This window comes from Arthrobacter sp. MMS24-T111, assembly GCF_054888995.1.
This window is the reverse complement of the sequence record NZ_JBTZRO010000001.1, coordinates 362532-378215: the sequence shown is the minus strand read 5'-3', so window position 1 is coordinate 378215 and position 15684 is coordinate 362532. Positions and strand designations below refer to the sequence as shown.

Genomic DNA, 15684 nt, shown 5'->3' with positions numbered 1-15684 from the left:
CTCCGCGGCCTTCGAAAAGGACGGCACCATGACGGCTCTCAGCTTTGAACTTCCCGACGGCAGCATCAAGAACGTGCAGGTCCGACACCTCCTCAACGCCGGCTACGCAGGGCGTGAGCAGGATGAGGTGCAGGCCCACATTGCAGAACTTGCCGAGCTCGGCGTCCCCGGCCCCACCACCACTCCGGCCATGTACCCCGTCTCGCCCTACCTCGCGCAGCAGGTATCAGAGGTCCGGGTCCAGCACGGTCGGACGTCCGGCGAGGCGGAATGGGCCCTGGTCATCACAGACGACGGCGTCCTGCTCACCGTCGCCTGCGACCACACGGACCGTGAGCTCGAAGTGCATGGTGTGGCATGGAGCAAGAACGCCAGCCCTGACGTCCTGGGCCGCAAGGCGTGGCGGCTTGACGATGTGCGGGACCACCTGGACCGCATCACGCTGCGCGGCTGGGTAGGGGAGGGGGAGACCCCGGACACCATCATCCAGGACAGTTCACTCGAGGCCCTGCTGACCCCGGACTACTGGCTGGAGGTGCTGTCCGCGCGCGGGCTCAACCAGCCAGGCACCGTGCTGATTTCCGGCACCGTGGCGATGACCGGCGGCGTCAACCAGTTCGCCCGCAGCTGGAAGGTGGAGATGGCGGATCCGGAGACGGGAGAATCGCTGGACGTCCAGTACGTTGTGGAGCAGATGCCGCAGCCCATCGGCTAATCGCTCCGCCGGCGGCGTTTACGGCATAGAAAAGGGTTCCGCAGCCCCGGCGGGGGCGGCGGAACCCTTCCGTGCCGCGAAGCTACTGCCTGTAGCCCTCCACTTCACTGATGGGGCGGGCCTGGGCCTCGTTGGGGTTTTCGCCGGAGTCCTTCTTGGCCCGCCTCTGTCGCAACAGGTCCCAATATTGGTCCAGGCTCTCTTCCACGTACTTCAGGCGGGCCTGGTCCGGGGCCTGCCCTCCAGCGGACCCCTCGCGCAGCGCATGCTCCTCTTCAACGAGGGCCTGGATGTGCGTCAAAATATCCTGATCATTCATTGGCTTCCCCTCACTTCGGTCCGGTCACCTTCAGCCTACGTAGCCGGTGCTGAAGCCACCAGCCCCCGCGCTGTACCATCGATTTCATGCCCACTGCGCTCGATATGGCAGGTCCCATCCTGGAAGTACTGACCTGGTTGTGCCTGCCCGCCGGGCTGGGACTGCTGTTCTACACCGGGTTCCTCCGCCGCTTCATCCATCCGTGGGACGTGGCCCAAGCCGTGGTGTATTCGGACTCCACCGGCGTGGGGTTCCGCTGGTACGACCGGAAGCACCAGGTGCACAACGCCCCCATGTCCCCGTACGACATCCGCGACATGGCCGTGGGGGACACGTTGCCCATCTACTACCACCCCAAACGCCCCACCCAGTGGCAGGCCACCGTGCCCGAAGAGGCCGGCAGGACGGCGTCAGTCCTGGGCCGCTGCCTGACGGCCATCGGCACCGTAGCCCTGTTGGGCGGCTTCGTCCTGCCGATGTTCTAGCCTCCGCACCTAACCCGCCGCCACCACCACAATGCCCAGGGCACCGAGGACGACGCCCGCGACCGCGGTCCAGAGCACAGCCGAAAGGTCCGCTTCGATGCTCTCCCCGGCCAGGCCGTGCGACCTCGCCCGGTAGCGGCGGCGCTGGGTGAGGTAGATGGCCAAGGCGGCGCCCCCGGACACCGCCGGGAGCATCAGGATGGGCGGCCCGTAGGTGGGAAGCCAGCGCAGGAAGAAGGCGCTCGCCGTCACCAGCGCCAACATGGTCCGGCCCCAGGCCAGCGCCGTCCGTTCGGGTTGGAGGCCCGGATCGCCGTGCGGCCGGGGTGCGCCGGACGCCATCAGCGCAGGAGGATGAAAACGAGGACGACGGCGGCTGCCAGCGCGCCTGCCCCGGCCAGCAGGGGGACGAAGAAGGGCAGGGGAAGCGGTGCCTTGTTGCGCATGCTGCGCTCCACGCGAAGCCACCGCAGGGCGGCGCCACCGCTGAGCATCATGCCCATCAGGAGCAGGACGACGGCCAGGCCTTTGCGGACCGGCTCGATGAAGAGGCCTGAGGTAAAGGCCTCGATGGCAATGCCACCGGCGAGCAGCGCAAGGGAGGTGCGGATCCATGCGAGGAAGGTGCGTTCGTTCGCGAGGGTGAATCGCGGGTCCGGTTCCTCGCCGCCTGGCAACAGGCGTTCGGCGAGCCGTCCGCGCGGCGGCGGGGGCGCGGTCCCGGGCGGATGCTCACTGTTGGTCACGGGCCCAGTGTAGCCGCGCCGTCAAAGCAGGGACTCCGGTCAGGCCGCCCGTCGGAGTGCCGCTTTGGCGGCCAGATGCTCACCGATGGGGAGCGCGGCGGTGGCTGCGGGGGACGGGGCATTCAACACGTGGAGCATCCGGTCCGTCCCTGCCAGCAGGAAATCGTGGAGGAGGGTCCCATCCCGGCGGACCGCCTGCGCCCTGATGCCTGCCTCTCGCGGCAGCAGGTCCTCTTTGGCCAGGCCTGGCGCGTATTTGCGGCATTTCTGCAGGTAGCTTCCCTTGAACAGGGAGTTCCGGACCTCCCGCACGGCGGTGGCGGCATTGGATCTCGCCACGTGCCACAACCCCGGAAAGCGCAGGTAGCGGGCCACGTCCTTCGGATGGACCGAGAACTTGGCGTACCCCTCCCGGGACAGGCCCAGCACCGCGTTGGGTCCTACGGTGATGCCGCCGTCGATGGTGGGGGTCAGGTGCACGCCCAGGAAAGGCAAGTCCCGGTCCGTGCCAACCTCCACGTGGCCGGCGTGCTCCACGATTGAGGTGACCCGGGCTCCGGTGTGGACGCGTCCGCCGGCGGCCGTGATGAGTCCGGCCACCTTGCGCGCCACCTCCTGGTAGTCAACGATGCCGGTGCTGGGGATGAACCGGACCTTCAGGCTCTCCGGGGCGTAGTAGATGCCGGAGTGGATGACGCCGCTGTTGTGCCCGGTCTGGTGCGAAGCCAGTGCGGGAGCCGCCTCCAGCAGGACCAACGACGCGTCGGGCTCTTTCCGCAGGAGCTGCCAGGCGGTGGCAAGGCCCACGATTCCGCCACCAATGATGCAGTAGTCCGCCCGTTCCACGGCTCTCCGCCTTTCGTGGTGGCCAGAGTCTAGCTACCCGTCACGCCCCGCTCCGCGGGGCGAACATGATCAGCGCTACGCCCAGCAGGCACACCACGGACCCGGCGATGTCCCACCGGTCCGGACGGAAACCGTCGAACGCCATGCCCCAGGCCAGGGAACCGGCCACGAACACCCCGCCGTACGCCGCCAGGATCCGGCCGAAGTGCGCGTCGGGCTGGAGGGTGGCCACAAAGCCGTAGGCGCCCAGGGCGATCACGCCCAGTCCGGCCCACCACCAGTCCCTGCCCTCGCGGACGGATTGCCATACCAGCCAGGCGCCCCCGATTTCGGCTGCGGCGGCCAGGACGAACAGCACAATCGTCTTAAAGACACTGACGGTTTCTTCGGGAATATCCACGCAGCCATCATGCCAGCCGGGAATTCAGCAGGCTGCCGCGCGGTTGGGAGGAAGTATGGAGCGCATTGGATTTCTTTCCTTCGGCCACTGGGGTCCCGGGCAGGGTTCCCGCACCCGGACAGCGGCCGACGCCCTCCTCCAAGGGATTGATCTTGCGGTGGCCGCCGAAGAACTCGGAGTTGACGGCGCATTTTTCCGTGTCCATCACTTCGCCCGCCAGCAGGCCTCGCCGTTCCCGCTCCTTTCAGCCATTGCCGCACGCACCAGCCGGCTGGAAATCGGCACGGGCGTTATTGACATGCGCTACGAGAATCCGCTGTACATGGCGGAGGAAGCGGCTGCCGCCGACTTGATCAGTGGCGGAAGGCTGCAGCTGGGAATCAGCCGCGGCTCACCTGAACCTGCCCGAAACGGCGCTTCGGCTTTTGGCTACCTGCCGCAGCCCGGGGAAACCGACGCGGACATGGCCCGGCGCCATACCGCGGCTTTCCGCCTGGCCATTACGGGTGCGGGCGTGGCCCAGGCAGATCCCAGGTACGCCGGCGGTGCCACCGGACTCCTGCCCGTCCAGCCCCAGTCACCCGGTTTGGGGGACCGGATCTGGTGGGGTGCCGGCAGCCGGAAGACCGCGGTGTGGGCGGCTGAACTCGGCATGAACCTGATGAGCTCCACCCTGCTCACGGAGGACACCGGCGTTCCATTCCATGAACTCCAGTCCGAACAGATCCAGCTGTTCAGGGACGCGTGGGCCGCGGCAGGACATACACGCCCTCCACGGGTGTCGGTCAGCCGCAGCGTCCTTCCCATCGTGGATGACGAGGACAGCTACTATTTTGCGGGCAGCGCGCTCCGGGACGGCCGCGACCAGGTGGGTGTGATCGACGGCTTCACCGCACGGTTCGGCAAGAGCTATGTTGGCGCTCCTGATCTCCTGGCGGAGCAGCTGGCGGCAGACACGGCAGTGCAGGCGGCGGACACGCTGCTGCTGACCGTCCCCAACCAGCTGGGTGTGGAGTACAACGCCAAACTCCTGGGCACCATCGTGGAACACGTTGCGCCCGCCCTGGGATGGCGCCGCCGCTGAAGCCGGGGAACTTTCCGTGAGACCTAACCGTTACTCTTGAAGAGCGTGGTGGGGGCTTCGCGCCCCTACTACTGTGTGACTGCGGAACGGTCATATGACGGAGAGAGAGAAATATGGCTCACACCGCCTTAGGCTTGATCGCATGATCCGGCTACGACAGCTGGCCCAAGCGGCCTCTGTGCTGACCACGCCTCTGGCGCCAGAGGACATTCTGTCCCTGTTCAACCCTGTCTACTCGGCCCGGCAGCTCCGGGGCGTCGTGACCCGCGTGGTCCAGGAGACGGCGCAGTCGGCCACGATCTTTTTCCGTCCCGGGCGCGGCTGGAAGGCGCACCTTGCCGGACAGTGGGCGCGCATCGGCGTCGAACTCGACGGCGTGCGCCACTGGCGTTCCTACTCCCTCAGCGCCCCGGCGGGCAAGGACCCCGCCATCACCGTTACGGATGTCGGAGCTGTTTCCGGCACCTTGGTGCGTACCACCAAGCCGGGCGATGTCTTGTTCCTTGCCCCGCCACAGGGTGATTTCGTACTTCCGGAGCACCCCCGGCCCCTGCTCATGGTCACGGCCGGCAGCGGCATCACCCCGGTGATGTCCATGATCCGCACCCTTGTCCCGCGGCGGCCCGATGCCGACGTCGTCCTGGTCCATTCCGCCCGCACCCCGGGTGACAGCCTGTTCCGCGAGGAACTGGCCGAGTTGGCGGACCAGTTCCCCAACTTCCGGCTGGCGCACTGGTACACGGGCGAACAGGGCCGGATGGACTTCTCCAGCACCCGGGAGCTGGACGAGATCTGCCCCGACTGGAAGGAAAGGTCAGCGTACGCCTGCGGCCCGGACAGCTTCCTGGACGACGCCGAAGCCCTGTGGAAGCGGGCAGCCCTGACCACCCGCGCGCCCGGGACCGACGTCGCAGTGGCCGGTGACCCCGGCAACCTGATGATCGAACGGTTTAACACCACCTTCAACGCCGGTGTAGGGCACGACGGCGGCCTGGTCACCTTTGAGGCCTCCGACCGGGAGGTGGAGGCCGACGGCGACACCCCCATCCTGGACATCGGCGAGGACGCCGGGGTCCTGATGCCCAGCGGCTGCCGTATGGGTATCTGCCACAGCTGCCTCACCCCGCTCCTGGCCGGCCAGGTCCGCGACCTCCGCACCGGGGAAGTCCATGGCGAACCCGGCGAACTTATCCAAACGTGTGTCTCGGCAGCCGCCGGACCCGTCAACCTCGAAATCTGAGGAGCACCACGGTATGTCAGTAATCTCACCCGCCAAGGCCACGGCCACGGGAAGCTCAAGAACGCGCCCCGGCAAGCTCGCAGAATCCGGCAGCCCCACGGTCCGGCCCCCGGCGGCAGCGCACCTCAGCGACGAACAGGTGGCGGAGCTGGGCCGTGAGCTCGACGCCATCCGGGACGAAATCCTGGGGAAGCGCGGTGCGGAAGACGCCGCTTACATCCGCCGCATGATCAAGATCCAGCGCGGGCTCGAAATCTCCGGCCGGGCCGCCCTGCTGGTCAGCAAGAACAAGGCTGCCTGGGTTACCGGCACCACACTCCTGAGCCTGGCCAAGATCCTGGAAAACATGGAGCTCGGCCACAACATCCTGCACGGACAGTGGGACTGGATGCGGGATCCGGACATCCACTCCACCACGTGGGAGTGGGACTTCGTCACCCCGTCGCGCTCCTGGCAGCACACGCACAACGACCTCCACCATCGCTGGACCAACGTGGTGGGCAAAGACAACGACGTTGGATACAACCTCCTCCGGATGGATGAGAACCAGCCGTGGAAGCCCATCAACCTGGCCAACCCGCTGTTCAATGCGATCCTGGCACCGGTGTTTGAGTGGGGGATTGCCGTCTACGACCTCGAACTGACCGAATACAAGGAAGGCACCAAGTCCAAGGAGGCCCTGCTCAAGGACCTCAAGGCCCTTGGCCGCAAGGTGATCACCCAGTTCACCAAGGACTACGCTGCCACGCCTGCCCTCGCGATGCTCACCGGCTCCGCCAAGCAGGCGCTGTTCGGCACCATCGCCGCGAACGCCGTCCGCAACGTGTGGGCCCACGCCGTTATCTTCTGCGGCCACTTCCCGGAAGGCACCGACACCTTTACCGAAGAAATGGTGGAAGGTGAAACCCGGGGCGACTGGTACGTTCGCCAGATGATCGGCTCCGCCAACATTTCCGGGTCCCGGTTCATGCACCTCATGACCGGCAACCTGTCGCACCAGATCGAGCACCACCTCTTCCCGGACCTGCCCTCGAACCGGTACGCGGAGGTGGCCCCCAGGGTCCGCGAGATCTGCCAGCGCTATGGCCTGAAGTACACCACCGGTCCACTGCTCAAGCAGGTGGGTTCGTCTTGGGCGAAGGTGTTTAAGCTGGCGCTGCCCGGCAAGGCTGCCCGGGCTTAGGAACCACACGTACGACGCAGGAAGTGGCCTTGCCGGAGATGTCCGGCGGGGTCACTTCCTGCGTTGAGGCTCTAGCGCCGGGCTTCAGGCGCCAGGAGCATGTGGTCCAGTTTCGGCAGGGCGTTCCGGAGCCGGTGCTCGGCGCGGTCCAGGGTCTCTGCCGCCTGCGACAACCCGGTTTCGGCCAGTTCCAGGCGGGCGGATCCCTGCAGCCGGTGGCCGGACCACCGCAGCTGCAGCTGCCGGACCGCGAGGACCCCGGGAGTCTCTGCGAGTGCGGCCTCGGCGAGCTCCACCAGTTCCGGCTCGATGCCGTCCATGAGCCGCCGCCCGATGCTGCGTACCGTCCCCCACAACAGCACCATGATCGCGGCGGAAATGACCAATCCCACGATCGGGTCCGCCAAGGGGAAACCAAGCATGACGCCAACGGCGCCGATCACCACGGCCAGCGACGTGAAGCCGTCCGTCCTGGCGTGCACGCCATCCGCCACGAGCGCCGCAGACCCGATCCTGCGGCCTACCCGGATGCGGTAGATTGCCACCGCCTCGTTCCCGGCGAAGCCAATCAGGCCCGCCGCCATGACCCACCCCAGGTTTTGCAGGGGCTGCGGATGGATGAGCCGGTCAACGGATTGCCAGCCCGCCACAATGGCGGAAAGGGCCACCACGGCCACGATGAACAGGCCGGCGAGGTCTTCTGCCCGGCCGTACCCGTACGTGTACCTGCGATTTGCGGCCCTGCGCCCCAGGATGAAGGCGATCCACAGTGGCACTGCGGTCAGGGCGTCGGAGAAGTTGTGGATGGTGTCCGCGAGCAGGGCAACGGAACTGCTGAACAGGACCACCAGGAACTGCAGCAGCGTGGTGGCCAGCAGGACGAACATGCTGATCTTCAGCGCCCGGATGCCCTCGGTGCTGGCCTCCATGGCGTCATCGATGGAATCCGCGGCATCGTGGGTGTGCGGCACGAACAGCTCGAAAAGCCATCCTTGGAAACCGGAATGGTGATGGTGCCCGTGGTCATGGCCGTGGTCGTGGTCGTGCCCATGGTCGCGGTCATGCCCGTGATCGTGATGGTGGTCGTGCCCATGGTCGTCGTCGTGATGGTGGCTGGCGTGGCCGTCGTCGTGATGGCTGTGCGCATGCGTCGATTCCTGGTGCGGCCCGCTCATGAGGCGCTCCCGGGCGCGTGGTGGGCGGGCGGGCGGTGGTGCGCCGGTTCGCCGCCGAGTGCGTGTTCGGCCTGGAAAATGGCGTCGGCCACCAGTTGCCGGGCGTGTTCGTTCTCCAGCCGGTACAGCACCCGCGTCCCGTCCTGCCGGGTGGACACCATCCTGGCCAGCCGCATTTTGGCCAGGTGCTGGGACACGGCGGCGGGGGATTTGCCTACCGCGTCGGCCAGCGCGCCCACTGCCATTTCGCCGTCGCGAAGGGCAAGGATGATCCGCACCCTCGTGGCGTCAGCCAGCATCGAGAAGACCTCCACGGCCAACTCCACGTACTGGCTGTCCGTTCCCAGCGAGCAAGCATTCTTATCTGCATTCATGCGCATATAGTGTCACAATAGGGTCCCGGCCGCATGTTGACGGCAGGGGTCAAGCGTCGCTTAGCTTCCCCTCCAGGCAACGGAAACCCTGGGCGGCTGAGGGACTGCCGTCGTCGCCCTTTGCCGCTCCGCTCAGCAGAGCGAGGTGCCGGTGGTTCGGGGCTCCTGTGCCAAGGGCGCGGGGCACAACTGCCCGGCCAGCGCTTCGAGTTCGCGCGGGTGGAAAGGCTTGGTGAGGTAGGCAGCGGCGCCGGACGCCATCCCTGCCAGGACGTCGTCACCCTCCGAACGGGCTGTCAGGAAGAGCAGCGGGGCGAGCTTCCTGGCGCGGATGGCGCGGGCAACCACGTGCCCGTCCATGTCCGGCAGGCCAAGGTCCAGGGTAACCAGGGCGATACCGGGGTCGGACGCCGCGGTGATGGCTTCAGCTCCGGTGCCAACGGCTTTCACTACGAAGCCCGCACGTGACAGGACTATTGAAATCAGTCCGCGGATGTCGTCGTTGTCTTCAACGACAAGGCAGGTGCGCTGCTGTTCCATCCAAGCCCCCCGGCGAAAAAGTTGGCAACAGTCTATCGTTCCGGCGCGGGGTTTCCGGGGCCTTGGCCCTATCCGTCGTAATGTGTCCGCGCGGGTCCCTGGCCCAGGGAGTGGACCACGGCGGCGGCCACATCGTGAAGCTTGGAATTGCGGGTGCTTGACGCCGTCTTCAGGATGTCGAAGGCGTCCTGCTGGCTGCACCGGTTCTGCGCCATGATGATCCCGACGGCCATGTCGATGACGGTCCGGCTTTCCAGGGTGGCGCGCAGGTTCGCCGCCGTTTCGCTGAAGTGCGCAAAGCGGATCGCAAGCCGCAGCGCCAGCGAGGTCTGGCTGACAAAATCCTCGGCGCATTTCAGGATGTGGCCCTCGAAACGGTGCGCACGGCCGGAGTACAGCAGCAAGGCTGCCTTGGTGTCGCCCTCCAGCCGGAACGGGAGCGCCGCGACGGACCGGATCCCCTCGGCCTGCACGGCTGAGGAGTAGTCGGGCCAGCGGCCATCAGCGTTGAGATCCGGGACGTGGACAGTTTCCTGGGCTGTTGCTGCAGTCATTCCCGGCGTCTCTGTGAACCGGTGCTCAAACCGTCCAATGGCCCGTGCCTCATCGCTGCTGCTGGCTACCGTGGTGCCCTTCCGCTGCCTGAGCAGGGTGACGGCGCACAGCATGTCATCGCCGGGTTCGGAGAGGTTGCGCGCGGAGACCTGCGCCAACTCGTTGAGGAAGTCCTCGACGTCGGAGCTGTCCAGGACAATTTCATGCAGGTACTCGGTTATGGATGTATCGGGTTTAGCTGTTGACTCGCTGGCCACTGTTTCTTGGTGCCATTCGCTCAGGTCAAAACGAGCCGGCAACACACAAACGCCCCGCAACATGGGCGGGGAGCCGGTGATGGTCGCTGGATCGAAGAACTTTCCAACGGCCCGCTGCTAAACCGATAACCAGAGTATATACATCCGCTTGGAAGGCGAAACGTCATATCCGCGGGGCCGTCACAGCCGGACGCTGGCGCCATGCAGGGGGTAACCGGCACAATGAAGCGGGAGCCGGCCACCGGATGCGGCGCCAAGCCAAAGGCTGCCCGCCGGGGAGGACGGAAACATGACCAGGCTTCTTATCATCGGCCCGCCGGGCTCCGGCAAGGGAACCCAGGCTGAACACCTGGCCACGCACTTCGGGGTCCCGGCCGTGTCCACAGGGGATATCTTCCGCAGCAACGTCAGCCGGAAGACGGAGCTGGGCAACCAGGCCGCCGAATACCTCGACGGCGGCCATTTCGTTCCCGACCACCTCACCAATGCGCTCGTGAAGGACCGCCTCCTTGACGGCGACGTCAGGCACGGTTTCCTGCTCGACGGTTACCCGCGCACGGCACCGCAGGCAACGGAACTGGACAGTATGCTCGCCGCCCAGGGACACGCGCTGGACGTTGTCATCGAGTTGCAGGCTCCCGACGCTGAACTGGAAGAGCGCATGCACCGGCGGGCGCAGGAACAAGGCCGCACCGACGACACCATCGACGTCTTCCGCCGCAGGTTGGATCTCTACCACCGCCAGACGCATGAAGTAGTCTCGGTGTACGCGGGCCGGGGAATCCTGGTATCCGTCAACGGCAGCGGGGATCCGGGGGAGATTACCGCGTTGGCGATTGCCGCCGTCGAACAATTCCTGGCAGCACCGCGACGGCCATCCTGACCGGAGCGAAACGTGGTGGACTCGAACAGAAGGAAACACTGATGAGAATTGCGGTTACAGGCGGAAGCGGAAAACTTGGCCGGCACGTGGTGCGCCGGCTGACCGACGACGGCCACCAGGTCCTCAACCTTGACCGCGCCGGTACCCGGAGCCCGGGCCTGCTGGTGGTTGACCTGCGCGACTACGGCCAGGTGGTGGATGCGCTGCTGGGCGTGGATGACCGCCATGACGGATTCGACGCCGTGGTGCACCTTGGCGCCATCCCCGCCCCTGGCATCCTTCCGGACGCTGCGACGTTCGAGAACAATATGCTCTCCACCTACAACGTATTCCAGGCGGCGCGACGGGCCGGCATCAAGAAGGTGGTGTACGCCTCCAGCGAAACCGTACTCGGCCTGCCGTTCGACATCGACCCGCCCTACATTCCGGTTGACGAGGAATATCCTCCCCGCCCGGAGAGCACTTATTCCCTGGTGAAGACGCTGGAGGAACGGATGGCGGTGGAACTGACCCGCTGGGACCCGGAGCTGAGCATCACCGGGCTGCGGTTCTCCAATGTCATGGACGAGTCGGACTATGAGCGGTTCCCCTCCTTCGATGAGGACGCGACGTTGCGCAAGTGGAACCTCTGGGGCTACATCGACGGCAGGGACGGCGCGCAGGCAGTGGCCCGGGCACTGGAGAATGCGAAGCCCGGATTTGAAGCCTTCATCATCGCCAACGCAGACACCGTGATGAGCCGCTCGAGCGCCAGCCTGGCCGCGGAGGTCTTCCCCGGCGTCAAGGTCACCACGGAACTGGGCGAACACGAAACCATGCTCTCCATCGACAAAGCGCGGCGCATGCTTGGCTTCGAACCCGAGCACAGTTGGCGGAACCACGCGGCCGCTCCCTCCGGCACGGCAGGCGGCATCGGGTAGCGCCTGCCGTTTTCCCGCGGCCGCCGGGATTGCCGGGCGCATGATGGAGCGAATGGGCCCTCACCGGGATAGTGTTCAGCCTTAAGCATTTATCACGGCGCAGGGACAAGGCAGCACATTGGTACAGAGATCATCAGGGTCCGGGGTCGCGGAGCACAAGGCCGGCAAGTGGCACACCTTCAACGAGAAATTCGTGGTGGAGGAGCGCTACGTGGACGTGGCGGACCGGCGCGGGCTGTACCGGGCGTCGGTCATCCTGTCCGTGGTGGGGCTGGCGCTCTTTGTCGCCATCCTTGTCAGCGTGGTGCAGTCCACTGGACTGACGGTGGCCGACGAACCCGTGCATGACTGGCTGCTGACCACGCGTTCGGGCACCGTCACCGCCATCATGATTTTCCTGGCGGTGTTCTTTGGCCCAATCGCCCTGCCCATCATCGTGCTGGTGGTGATCCTCGTCTGGGGCTTCGCGGCCAAACATGCCTGGCGGCCCATCCTGCTGGCGTCCGCGATGCTGGCAGGGGTGATCGTGTCCCAGATCATCCTCCACATCGTGCAGCGCTCGCGGCCGCCCGTGGACCAGATGTTGTTCGGGGCTGACCAAACGTTCTCGTTCCCGTCCGGGCATGTCCTGGGTGCCTGCGACTTCCTGCTGGTGGGCGCGTACCTGATCGTCTCCCGGCGCCGCAGCCGGCGGGCAGCCGTGCTTGGATTTATGGGAGCCGGGATCGGCATTGTCCTGGCAATCGCCAGCCGCCTTTACCTGGGCTACCACTGGCCCACTGATACCTTGGCGTCGTTCTCCCTCTCGCTGATCATCCTCGGCGGAGTCATCGCCCTCGACACCTGGCGGACGGCCAGGATCGAAGGTGAACCGATCACCGGGGAGCTCTCCAAAGGGGAATCGCCGCAGGAGTGAACCGGCGCGACGAACCGGTCCGCTCCCTGGCCTGCTAAGGCCTGGAGCGCGCCCGTTTCAGTGCCCGGTGCAGTTTCAGGTTTGCTGCCTCCAGTTCCAGGACCTTGGCGACACCAGCGAGGTTCAGGCCCTCCTGGAGGAGTTCGCCGATCCTGAGCAGCACCGCGATGTCCTCCTCGCTGTACTGGCGCGTGCCGCCTGCGGTCCGGGCGGGCGTCAGCAACCCCTTGGCCTCGTACAGCCTGATGTTCTGCTGTCCGGTGCCCGCCAGTTCCGCCGCTACCGAGATCGCATACAGGGCGCGTGGGCCGGGGAGCGGCCGGGCCGGCCGCCTGCAGGTTCCGTCATGGGTGCTCCCAAAAAATCCGCCGAACAGGGTCTTGCCCAATTTTCCCACTGGTGCTATAAAAAATCTACATTCACCACCATAGATAACTGGGTGGTGGGTGGCCGGATATCCGACACCTTGAAGCTGAAGGAGTGGGAAATGATGTTGATGCGTACGGACCCGTTCCGTGAGCTGGACCGGCTCGCGCAGCAGGTTTTGGGAACCGCCGCCCGCCCGGCAGCCATGCCGATGGACGCCTGGCAGGAAGACGGCGAATTCGTGGTGGCGTTCGACCTTCCCGGCGTGGACGTGGACTCCGTGGACCTGAACGTGGAACGGAACGTCCTGACGGTCCGGGCCGAACGCCGGGACCCCACGCAGCCCAACGTGGAACTGGTGGCGTCCGAGCGCCCACGCGGCGTGTTCAGCCGCCAACTGATCCTGGGCGACACCCTGGACACTGACAGGATTAAGGCCGCTTACGACCAAGGCGTGCTCACCCTGCGGATCCCGGTTGCCCAGCAAGCCAAGCCGCGAAAGATCGAGATCCAGACCCAACAAGGCGGTATGCAGCAGATCGACGCCTAGGAGCCGTGGCGCTGCGCCGGCGTCCTTGCCTTCGGGTGGGGACGCCGGCGGCCATTGGCGGGCACAGAGGACTTCATCCAAGGAGGCAGAAACCCCATGAGTGAGTGGCGGCGCTACGATTCACCGCTGATTCCTGCATTCCATGAGCGCTTCGAGCAGCGGTGGGGGCCGGGAACCGCGCCGTTTTTGGACCCGGAGGCACACGAGCAGCCCATGCCGCGGGCGCAATGGATCAATCCGGCCACCGGTGCTGCCTTGGCGGTGGTCCCCATCTGGACTGCCGATGAGGCGCAGCAACGGTCCTTCGGTGTGTTCTACCTCCCGCCGGCCGGCGATATCTGGGTCCTGCGGCCGGGCTACACCGGCTACCTGGAACCGTCCGACGGCGACACGGAGCATCTGGTGACCCTGCGCAATGACGCTTTCCGCAAGGCGGTGGCGCACGCCAAGGAGTTCCTCTTCGGCTCGCAGTAGCCAACGTGCCGGGTCAAGGGAGTTGCTGCTCGTCAGCCGGTCCCTGCTGTGTAATCCTGAGACGTACCCGAACCACCGCAACAAAGGCTGGCCTCCATGCACAAATCCGCCAAGGACCTCGCAGCGCTTATCCCCCCGGGGTTCACGCTTGGCGTCGCCACCGCAGCTTTCCAGATTGAAGGGGCGCTGGACGAAGACGGCCGCGGCAAGTCCGGCTGGGAGGTGTTCGCCGCCAAACCGGGGATGATCATTGACGACCACAGCCCGGCAGTCTCCACGGACCACTACCACCGCATGCCGCAGGACGTGGCCCTGCTGAAGCAGCTGGGCGTGGACTCGTACCGTTTCTCGTTCTCCTGGCCCCGCATCCAGCCTGGCGGGACCGGGCCGGTAAACCGTGCTGGCCTGGCGTTCTACGACCGGCTCCTGGACGAGCTCCTGGCCAACGGGATCTCGCCCATGGCCACCATCTACCACTGGGACACGCCGCTGGAGCTGGACGAGGCGGGTGGCTGGATGAACCGGGACATGGCCTACCGGCTGGGGGAGTATGCCGGCCTCGTGGCCGAGGCGTTCGGCGACCGGGTGGCACGGTGGGTCACCATCAACGAACCGGCAACGGTGAGTGCCAACGGCTACTCGCTTGGGGTGCATTCGCCCGGCAAGGAGCTGGCCCTGGGCGCATTCCCCACCGTCCACCACCAGCTGCTCGGCCACGGCCTGGCGGTCCAGGCCCTCCGTGCCGCGGGGGTGCCGGGAGAGATCGGCATGACCAACGTTTATTCACCGATGGTGCCGAACTCCATCAACCCGCTGGACAAGCTCAGCGCCGGCCTGATGGACCTGGGCCAGAACCGGCTGTACGCGGACCCGGTCCTGGCCGGCAAGTACCCGGACTTGATCCGGGCGGCCAAGTTCTTCAGCTCTTTCGAGCATCCCGAGGAGGACATGCAGATCATTTCGCAGCCTCTGGATTTCTACGGGTTGAACTATTACATGCCCACCAAGGTCGCCGTGGGGCCCGGCAGCGGCGCGGTGCCGCCGAGTATGGCGGAGGCGATGGGGAGCGACCTCAACGCAGCAGGCGGCGGTGCCACGCCGTTCCACGTCGAGGCGTGGCCTGAAGCGGACATCACCGCCTACGGGTGGCCGGTCAAGCCTGAGTACATGGCGGTCGCCCTGAAGGAGATGGCGGAGCGGTACCCCAACCTGCCTCCGGTGATCATTACCGAGGGCGGAGCGAGTTTTGAGGACATCATTGTCCGTGACAAGTCCACCAATACCAGGTTCATTCCGGACGAGCGGCGGCTGAAGTACATCTCCGACCACCTCGAGGCCGCCTTGAAGGCCACGGCCCCCGGCGGCGAAGCCGAATCGGTGGACCTCCGCGGCTACTACGTATGGTCCTTCCTGGACAACTTCGAATGGTCCGCCGGGTACAAGCAGCCGTTCGGCCTCCTGCACGTGGACTTCGAAACCCTGGAGCGGACGCCCAAGGCCTCCTACTTCTGGTTCCAGGAGCTCATCGAGGAACGCGACCTCGCGTTGGCTGCGGATGCCGCCATCGCCCAGGCCGTTGTACCGGAGGTCTTGGAGGGCAGTGAAGCGCCCGACGACGGCGCGGCACTGGGTGCCAGCGCCTAGACCGTGCCAGGC

General features: G+C 66.0%; 21 protein-coding genes. 11 read left to right on the top strand and 10 right to left on the bottom strand.

What is annotated here, in order from left to right; translation table 11 throughout:
- Window positions 1–28: 28 nt before the first annotated feature.
- Window positions 29–715 carry a DUF2848 domain-containing protein gene (locus ACX5I6_RS01710; protein ID WP_461839238.1) on the top strand — a complete coding sequence of 229 codons (687 nt, stop codon included), beginning with the start codon at window positions 29–31 and terminating at the stop codon, window positions 713–715.
- Between the two features lie 82 nt (window positions 716–797).
- Here ACX5I6_RS01710 and ACX5I6_RS01705 read toward each other — a convergent pair whose 3' ends face one another.
- A complete protein-coding gene (locus tag ACX5I6_RS01705; protein ID WP_461839237.1) occupies window positions 798–1034 on the bottom strand; it encodes a DUF2630 family protein in 237 nt (78 codons plus the stop codon).
- An 86-nt stretch (window positions 1035–1120) separates the two neighbouring features.
- On the opposite strand from ACX5I6_RS01705, the gene ACX5I6_RS01700 reads away from it, so the two are divergent.
- The gene (locus ACX5I6_RS01700) at window positions 1121–1519 is read left to right on the top strand and encodes a hypothetical protein (protein ID WP_461839236.1); all 399 of its coding nucleotides are present in this window, start codon (window positions 1121–1123) and stop codon (window positions 1517–1519) included.
- 9 nt (window positions 1520–1528) lie between these two features.
- Here ACX5I6_RS01700 and ACX5I6_RS01695 read toward each other — a convergent pair whose 3' ends face one another.
- Genes ACX5I6_RS01695 through ACX5I6_RS01680 form a run of 4 tightly spaced genes read right to left on the bottom strand, consistent with a single transcriptional unit; the run spans window position 1529 to window position 3511 of the window.
- The gene (locus tag ACX5I6_RS01695) at window positions 1529–1861 is read right to left on the bottom strand and encodes a DUF202 domain-containing protein (RefSeq protein WP_285248425.1); all 333 of its coding nucleotides are present in this window, start codon (window positions 1859–1861) and stop codon (window positions 1529–1531) included.
- Complete coding sequence (locus tag ACX5I6_RS01690; RefSeq protein ID WP_461839235.1) at window positions 1861–2265, bottom strand: YidH family protein; 405 nt, start codon at window positions 2263–2265, stop codon at window positions 1861–1863. The genes ACX5I6_RS01695 and ACX5I6_RS01690 overlap by 1 nt, the downstream gene beginning before the upstream one ends.
- Window positions 2266–2304: 39 nt before the next feature.
- Window positions 2305–3111 carry an FAD-dependent oxidoreductase gene (locus tag ACX5I6_RS01685; RefSeq protein WP_461839234.1) on the bottom strand — a complete coding sequence of 269 codons (807 nt, stop codon included), beginning with the start codon at window positions 3109–3111 and terminating at the stop codon, window positions 2305–2307.
- A 40-nt stretch (window positions 3112–3151) separates the two neighbouring features.
- Window positions 3152–3511 (bottom strand): YnfA family protein, encoded by a 360-nt coding sequence (locus ACX5I6_RS01680; RefSeq protein WP_461839233.1) that lies wholly within the window; start codon window positions 3509–3511, stop codon window positions 3152–3154.
- Window positions 3512–3566: 55 nt separating this feature from the next.
- Here ACX5I6_RS01680 and ACX5I6_RS01675 point away from each other — a divergent pair, with 55 nt between their 5' ends.
- The 3 genes from ACX5I6_RS01675 (at window position 3567) to ACX5I6_RS01665 (ending at window position 7018) form a co-directional block, all read left to right on the top strand.
- Window positions 3567–4595, top strand: a complete 1029-nt coding sequence (locus ACX5I6_RS01675; RefSeq protein ID WP_461839232.1) for an LLM class flavin-dependent oxidoreductase — start codon at window positions 3567–3569, stop codon at window positions 4593–4595.
- Window positions 4596–4737: 142 nt separating this feature from the next.
- On the top strand, window positions 4738–5835 hold the full coding sequence (locus tag ACX5I6_RS01670; RefSeq protein ID WP_285248430.1) for a ferredoxin reductase: 1098 nt from the start codon (window positions 4738–4740) through the stop codon (window positions 5833–5835).
- 13 nt (window positions 5836–5848) lie between these two features.
- A complete protein-coding gene (locus ACX5I6_RS01665; protein WP_461839231.1) occupies window positions 5849–7018 on the top strand; it encodes a fatty acid desaturase family protein in 1170 nt (389 codons plus the stop codon).
- A 71-nt stretch (window positions 7019–7089) separates the two neighbouring features.
- On the opposite strand, the gene ACX5I6_RS01660 is transcribed toward ACX5I6_RS01665, so the two are convergent.
- From ACX5I6_RS01660 to ACX5I6_RS01645, 4 genes are all read right to left on the bottom strand, one after another.
- Window positions 7090–7947 carry a cation diffusion facilitator family transporter gene (locus ACX5I6_RS01660; RefSeq protein ID WP_461841646.1) on the bottom strand — a complete coding sequence of 286 codons (858 nt, stop codon included), beginning with the start codon at window positions 7945–7947 and terminating at the stop codon, window positions 7090–7092.
- A gap of 242 nt (window positions 7948–8189) precedes the next feature.
- Complete coding sequence (locus tag ACX5I6_RS01655; protein WP_461839230.1) at window positions 8190–8567, bottom strand: ArsR/SmtB family transcription factor; 378 nt, start codon at window positions 8565–8567, stop codon at window positions 8190–8192.
- Window positions 8568–8699: 132 nt separating this feature from the next.
- Window positions 8700–9107 (bottom strand): response regulator transcription factor, encoded by a 408-nt coding sequence (locus tag ACX5I6_RS01650; protein WP_461839229.1) that lies wholly within the window; start codon window positions 9105–9107, stop codon window positions 8700–8702.
- 68 nt (window positions 9108–9175) lie between these two features.
- Entirely contained in the window at window positions 9176–9919 is a 744-nt protein-coding gene (locus ACX5I6_RS01645; RefSeq protein ID WP_461839228.1) for a GAF and ANTAR domain-containing protein, read from the bottom strand.
- A gap of 289 nt (window positions 9920–10208) precedes the next feature.
- Between ACX5I6_RS01645 and ACX5I6_RS01640 the strand changes: the two genes are divergently transcribed.
- The 3 genes from ACX5I6_RS01640 to ACX5I6_RS01630 all read left to right on the top strand — a co-directional run bounded on the left by ACX5I6_RS01640 (window position 10209) and on the right by ACX5I6_RS01630 (window position 12638).
- Window positions 10209–10802, top strand: a complete 594-nt coding sequence (locus ACX5I6_RS01640) for an adenylate kinase (protein ID WP_461839227.1) — start codon at window positions 10209–10211, stop codon at window positions 10800–10802.
- Window positions 10803–10843: 41 nt separating this feature from the next.
- Window positions 10844–11722 (top strand): NAD-dependent epimerase/dehydratase family protein, encoded by an 879-nt coding sequence (locus ACX5I6_RS01635; protein WP_461839226.1) that lies wholly within the window; start codon window positions 10844–10846, stop codon window positions 11720–11722.
- 118 nt (window positions 11723–11840) lie between these two features.
- Entirely contained in the window at window positions 11841–12638 is a 798-nt protein-coding gene (locus ACX5I6_RS01630) for a phosphatase PAP2 family protein (RefSeq protein WP_461839225.1), read from the top strand.
- 34 nt (window positions 12639–12672) lie between these two features.
- Here ACX5I6_RS01630 and ACX5I6_RS01625 read toward each other — a convergent pair whose 3' ends face one another.
- A complete protein-coding gene (locus ACX5I6_RS01625; RefSeq protein ID WP_461839224.1) occupies window positions 12673–13035 on the bottom strand; it encodes a MerR family transcriptional regulator in 363 nt (120 codons plus the stop codon).
- A 93-nt stretch (window positions 13036–13128) separates the two neighbouring features.
- Here ACX5I6_RS01625 and ACX5I6_RS01620 point away from each other — a divergent pair, with 93 nt between their 5' ends.
- The 3 genes from ACX5I6_RS01620 to ACX5I6_RS01610 all read left to right on the top strand — a co-directional run bounded on the left by ACX5I6_RS01620 (window position 13129) and on the right by ACX5I6_RS01610 (window position 15672).
- Window positions 13129–13554 (top strand): Hsp20/alpha crystallin family protein, encoded by a 426-nt coding sequence (locus tag ACX5I6_RS01620; protein ID WP_285242758.1) that lies wholly within the window; start codon window positions 13129–13131, stop codon window positions 13552–13554.
- A 96-nt stretch (window positions 13555–13650) separates the two neighbouring features.
- Complete coding sequence (locus ACX5I6_RS01615) at window positions 13651–14028, top strand: hypothetical protein (protein WP_285248439.1); 378 nt, start codon at window positions 13651–13653, stop codon at window positions 14026–14028.
- Between the two features lie 96 nt (window positions 14029–14124).
- Window positions 14125–15672, top strand: coding sequence for a glycoside hydrolase family 1 protein (locus tag ACX5I6_RS01610; RefSeq protein ID WP_461839223.1), 1548 nt, complete (start codon window positions 14125–14127; stop codon window positions 15670–15672).
- The last annotated feature ends 12 nt before the right edge of the window (window positions 15673–15684 follow it).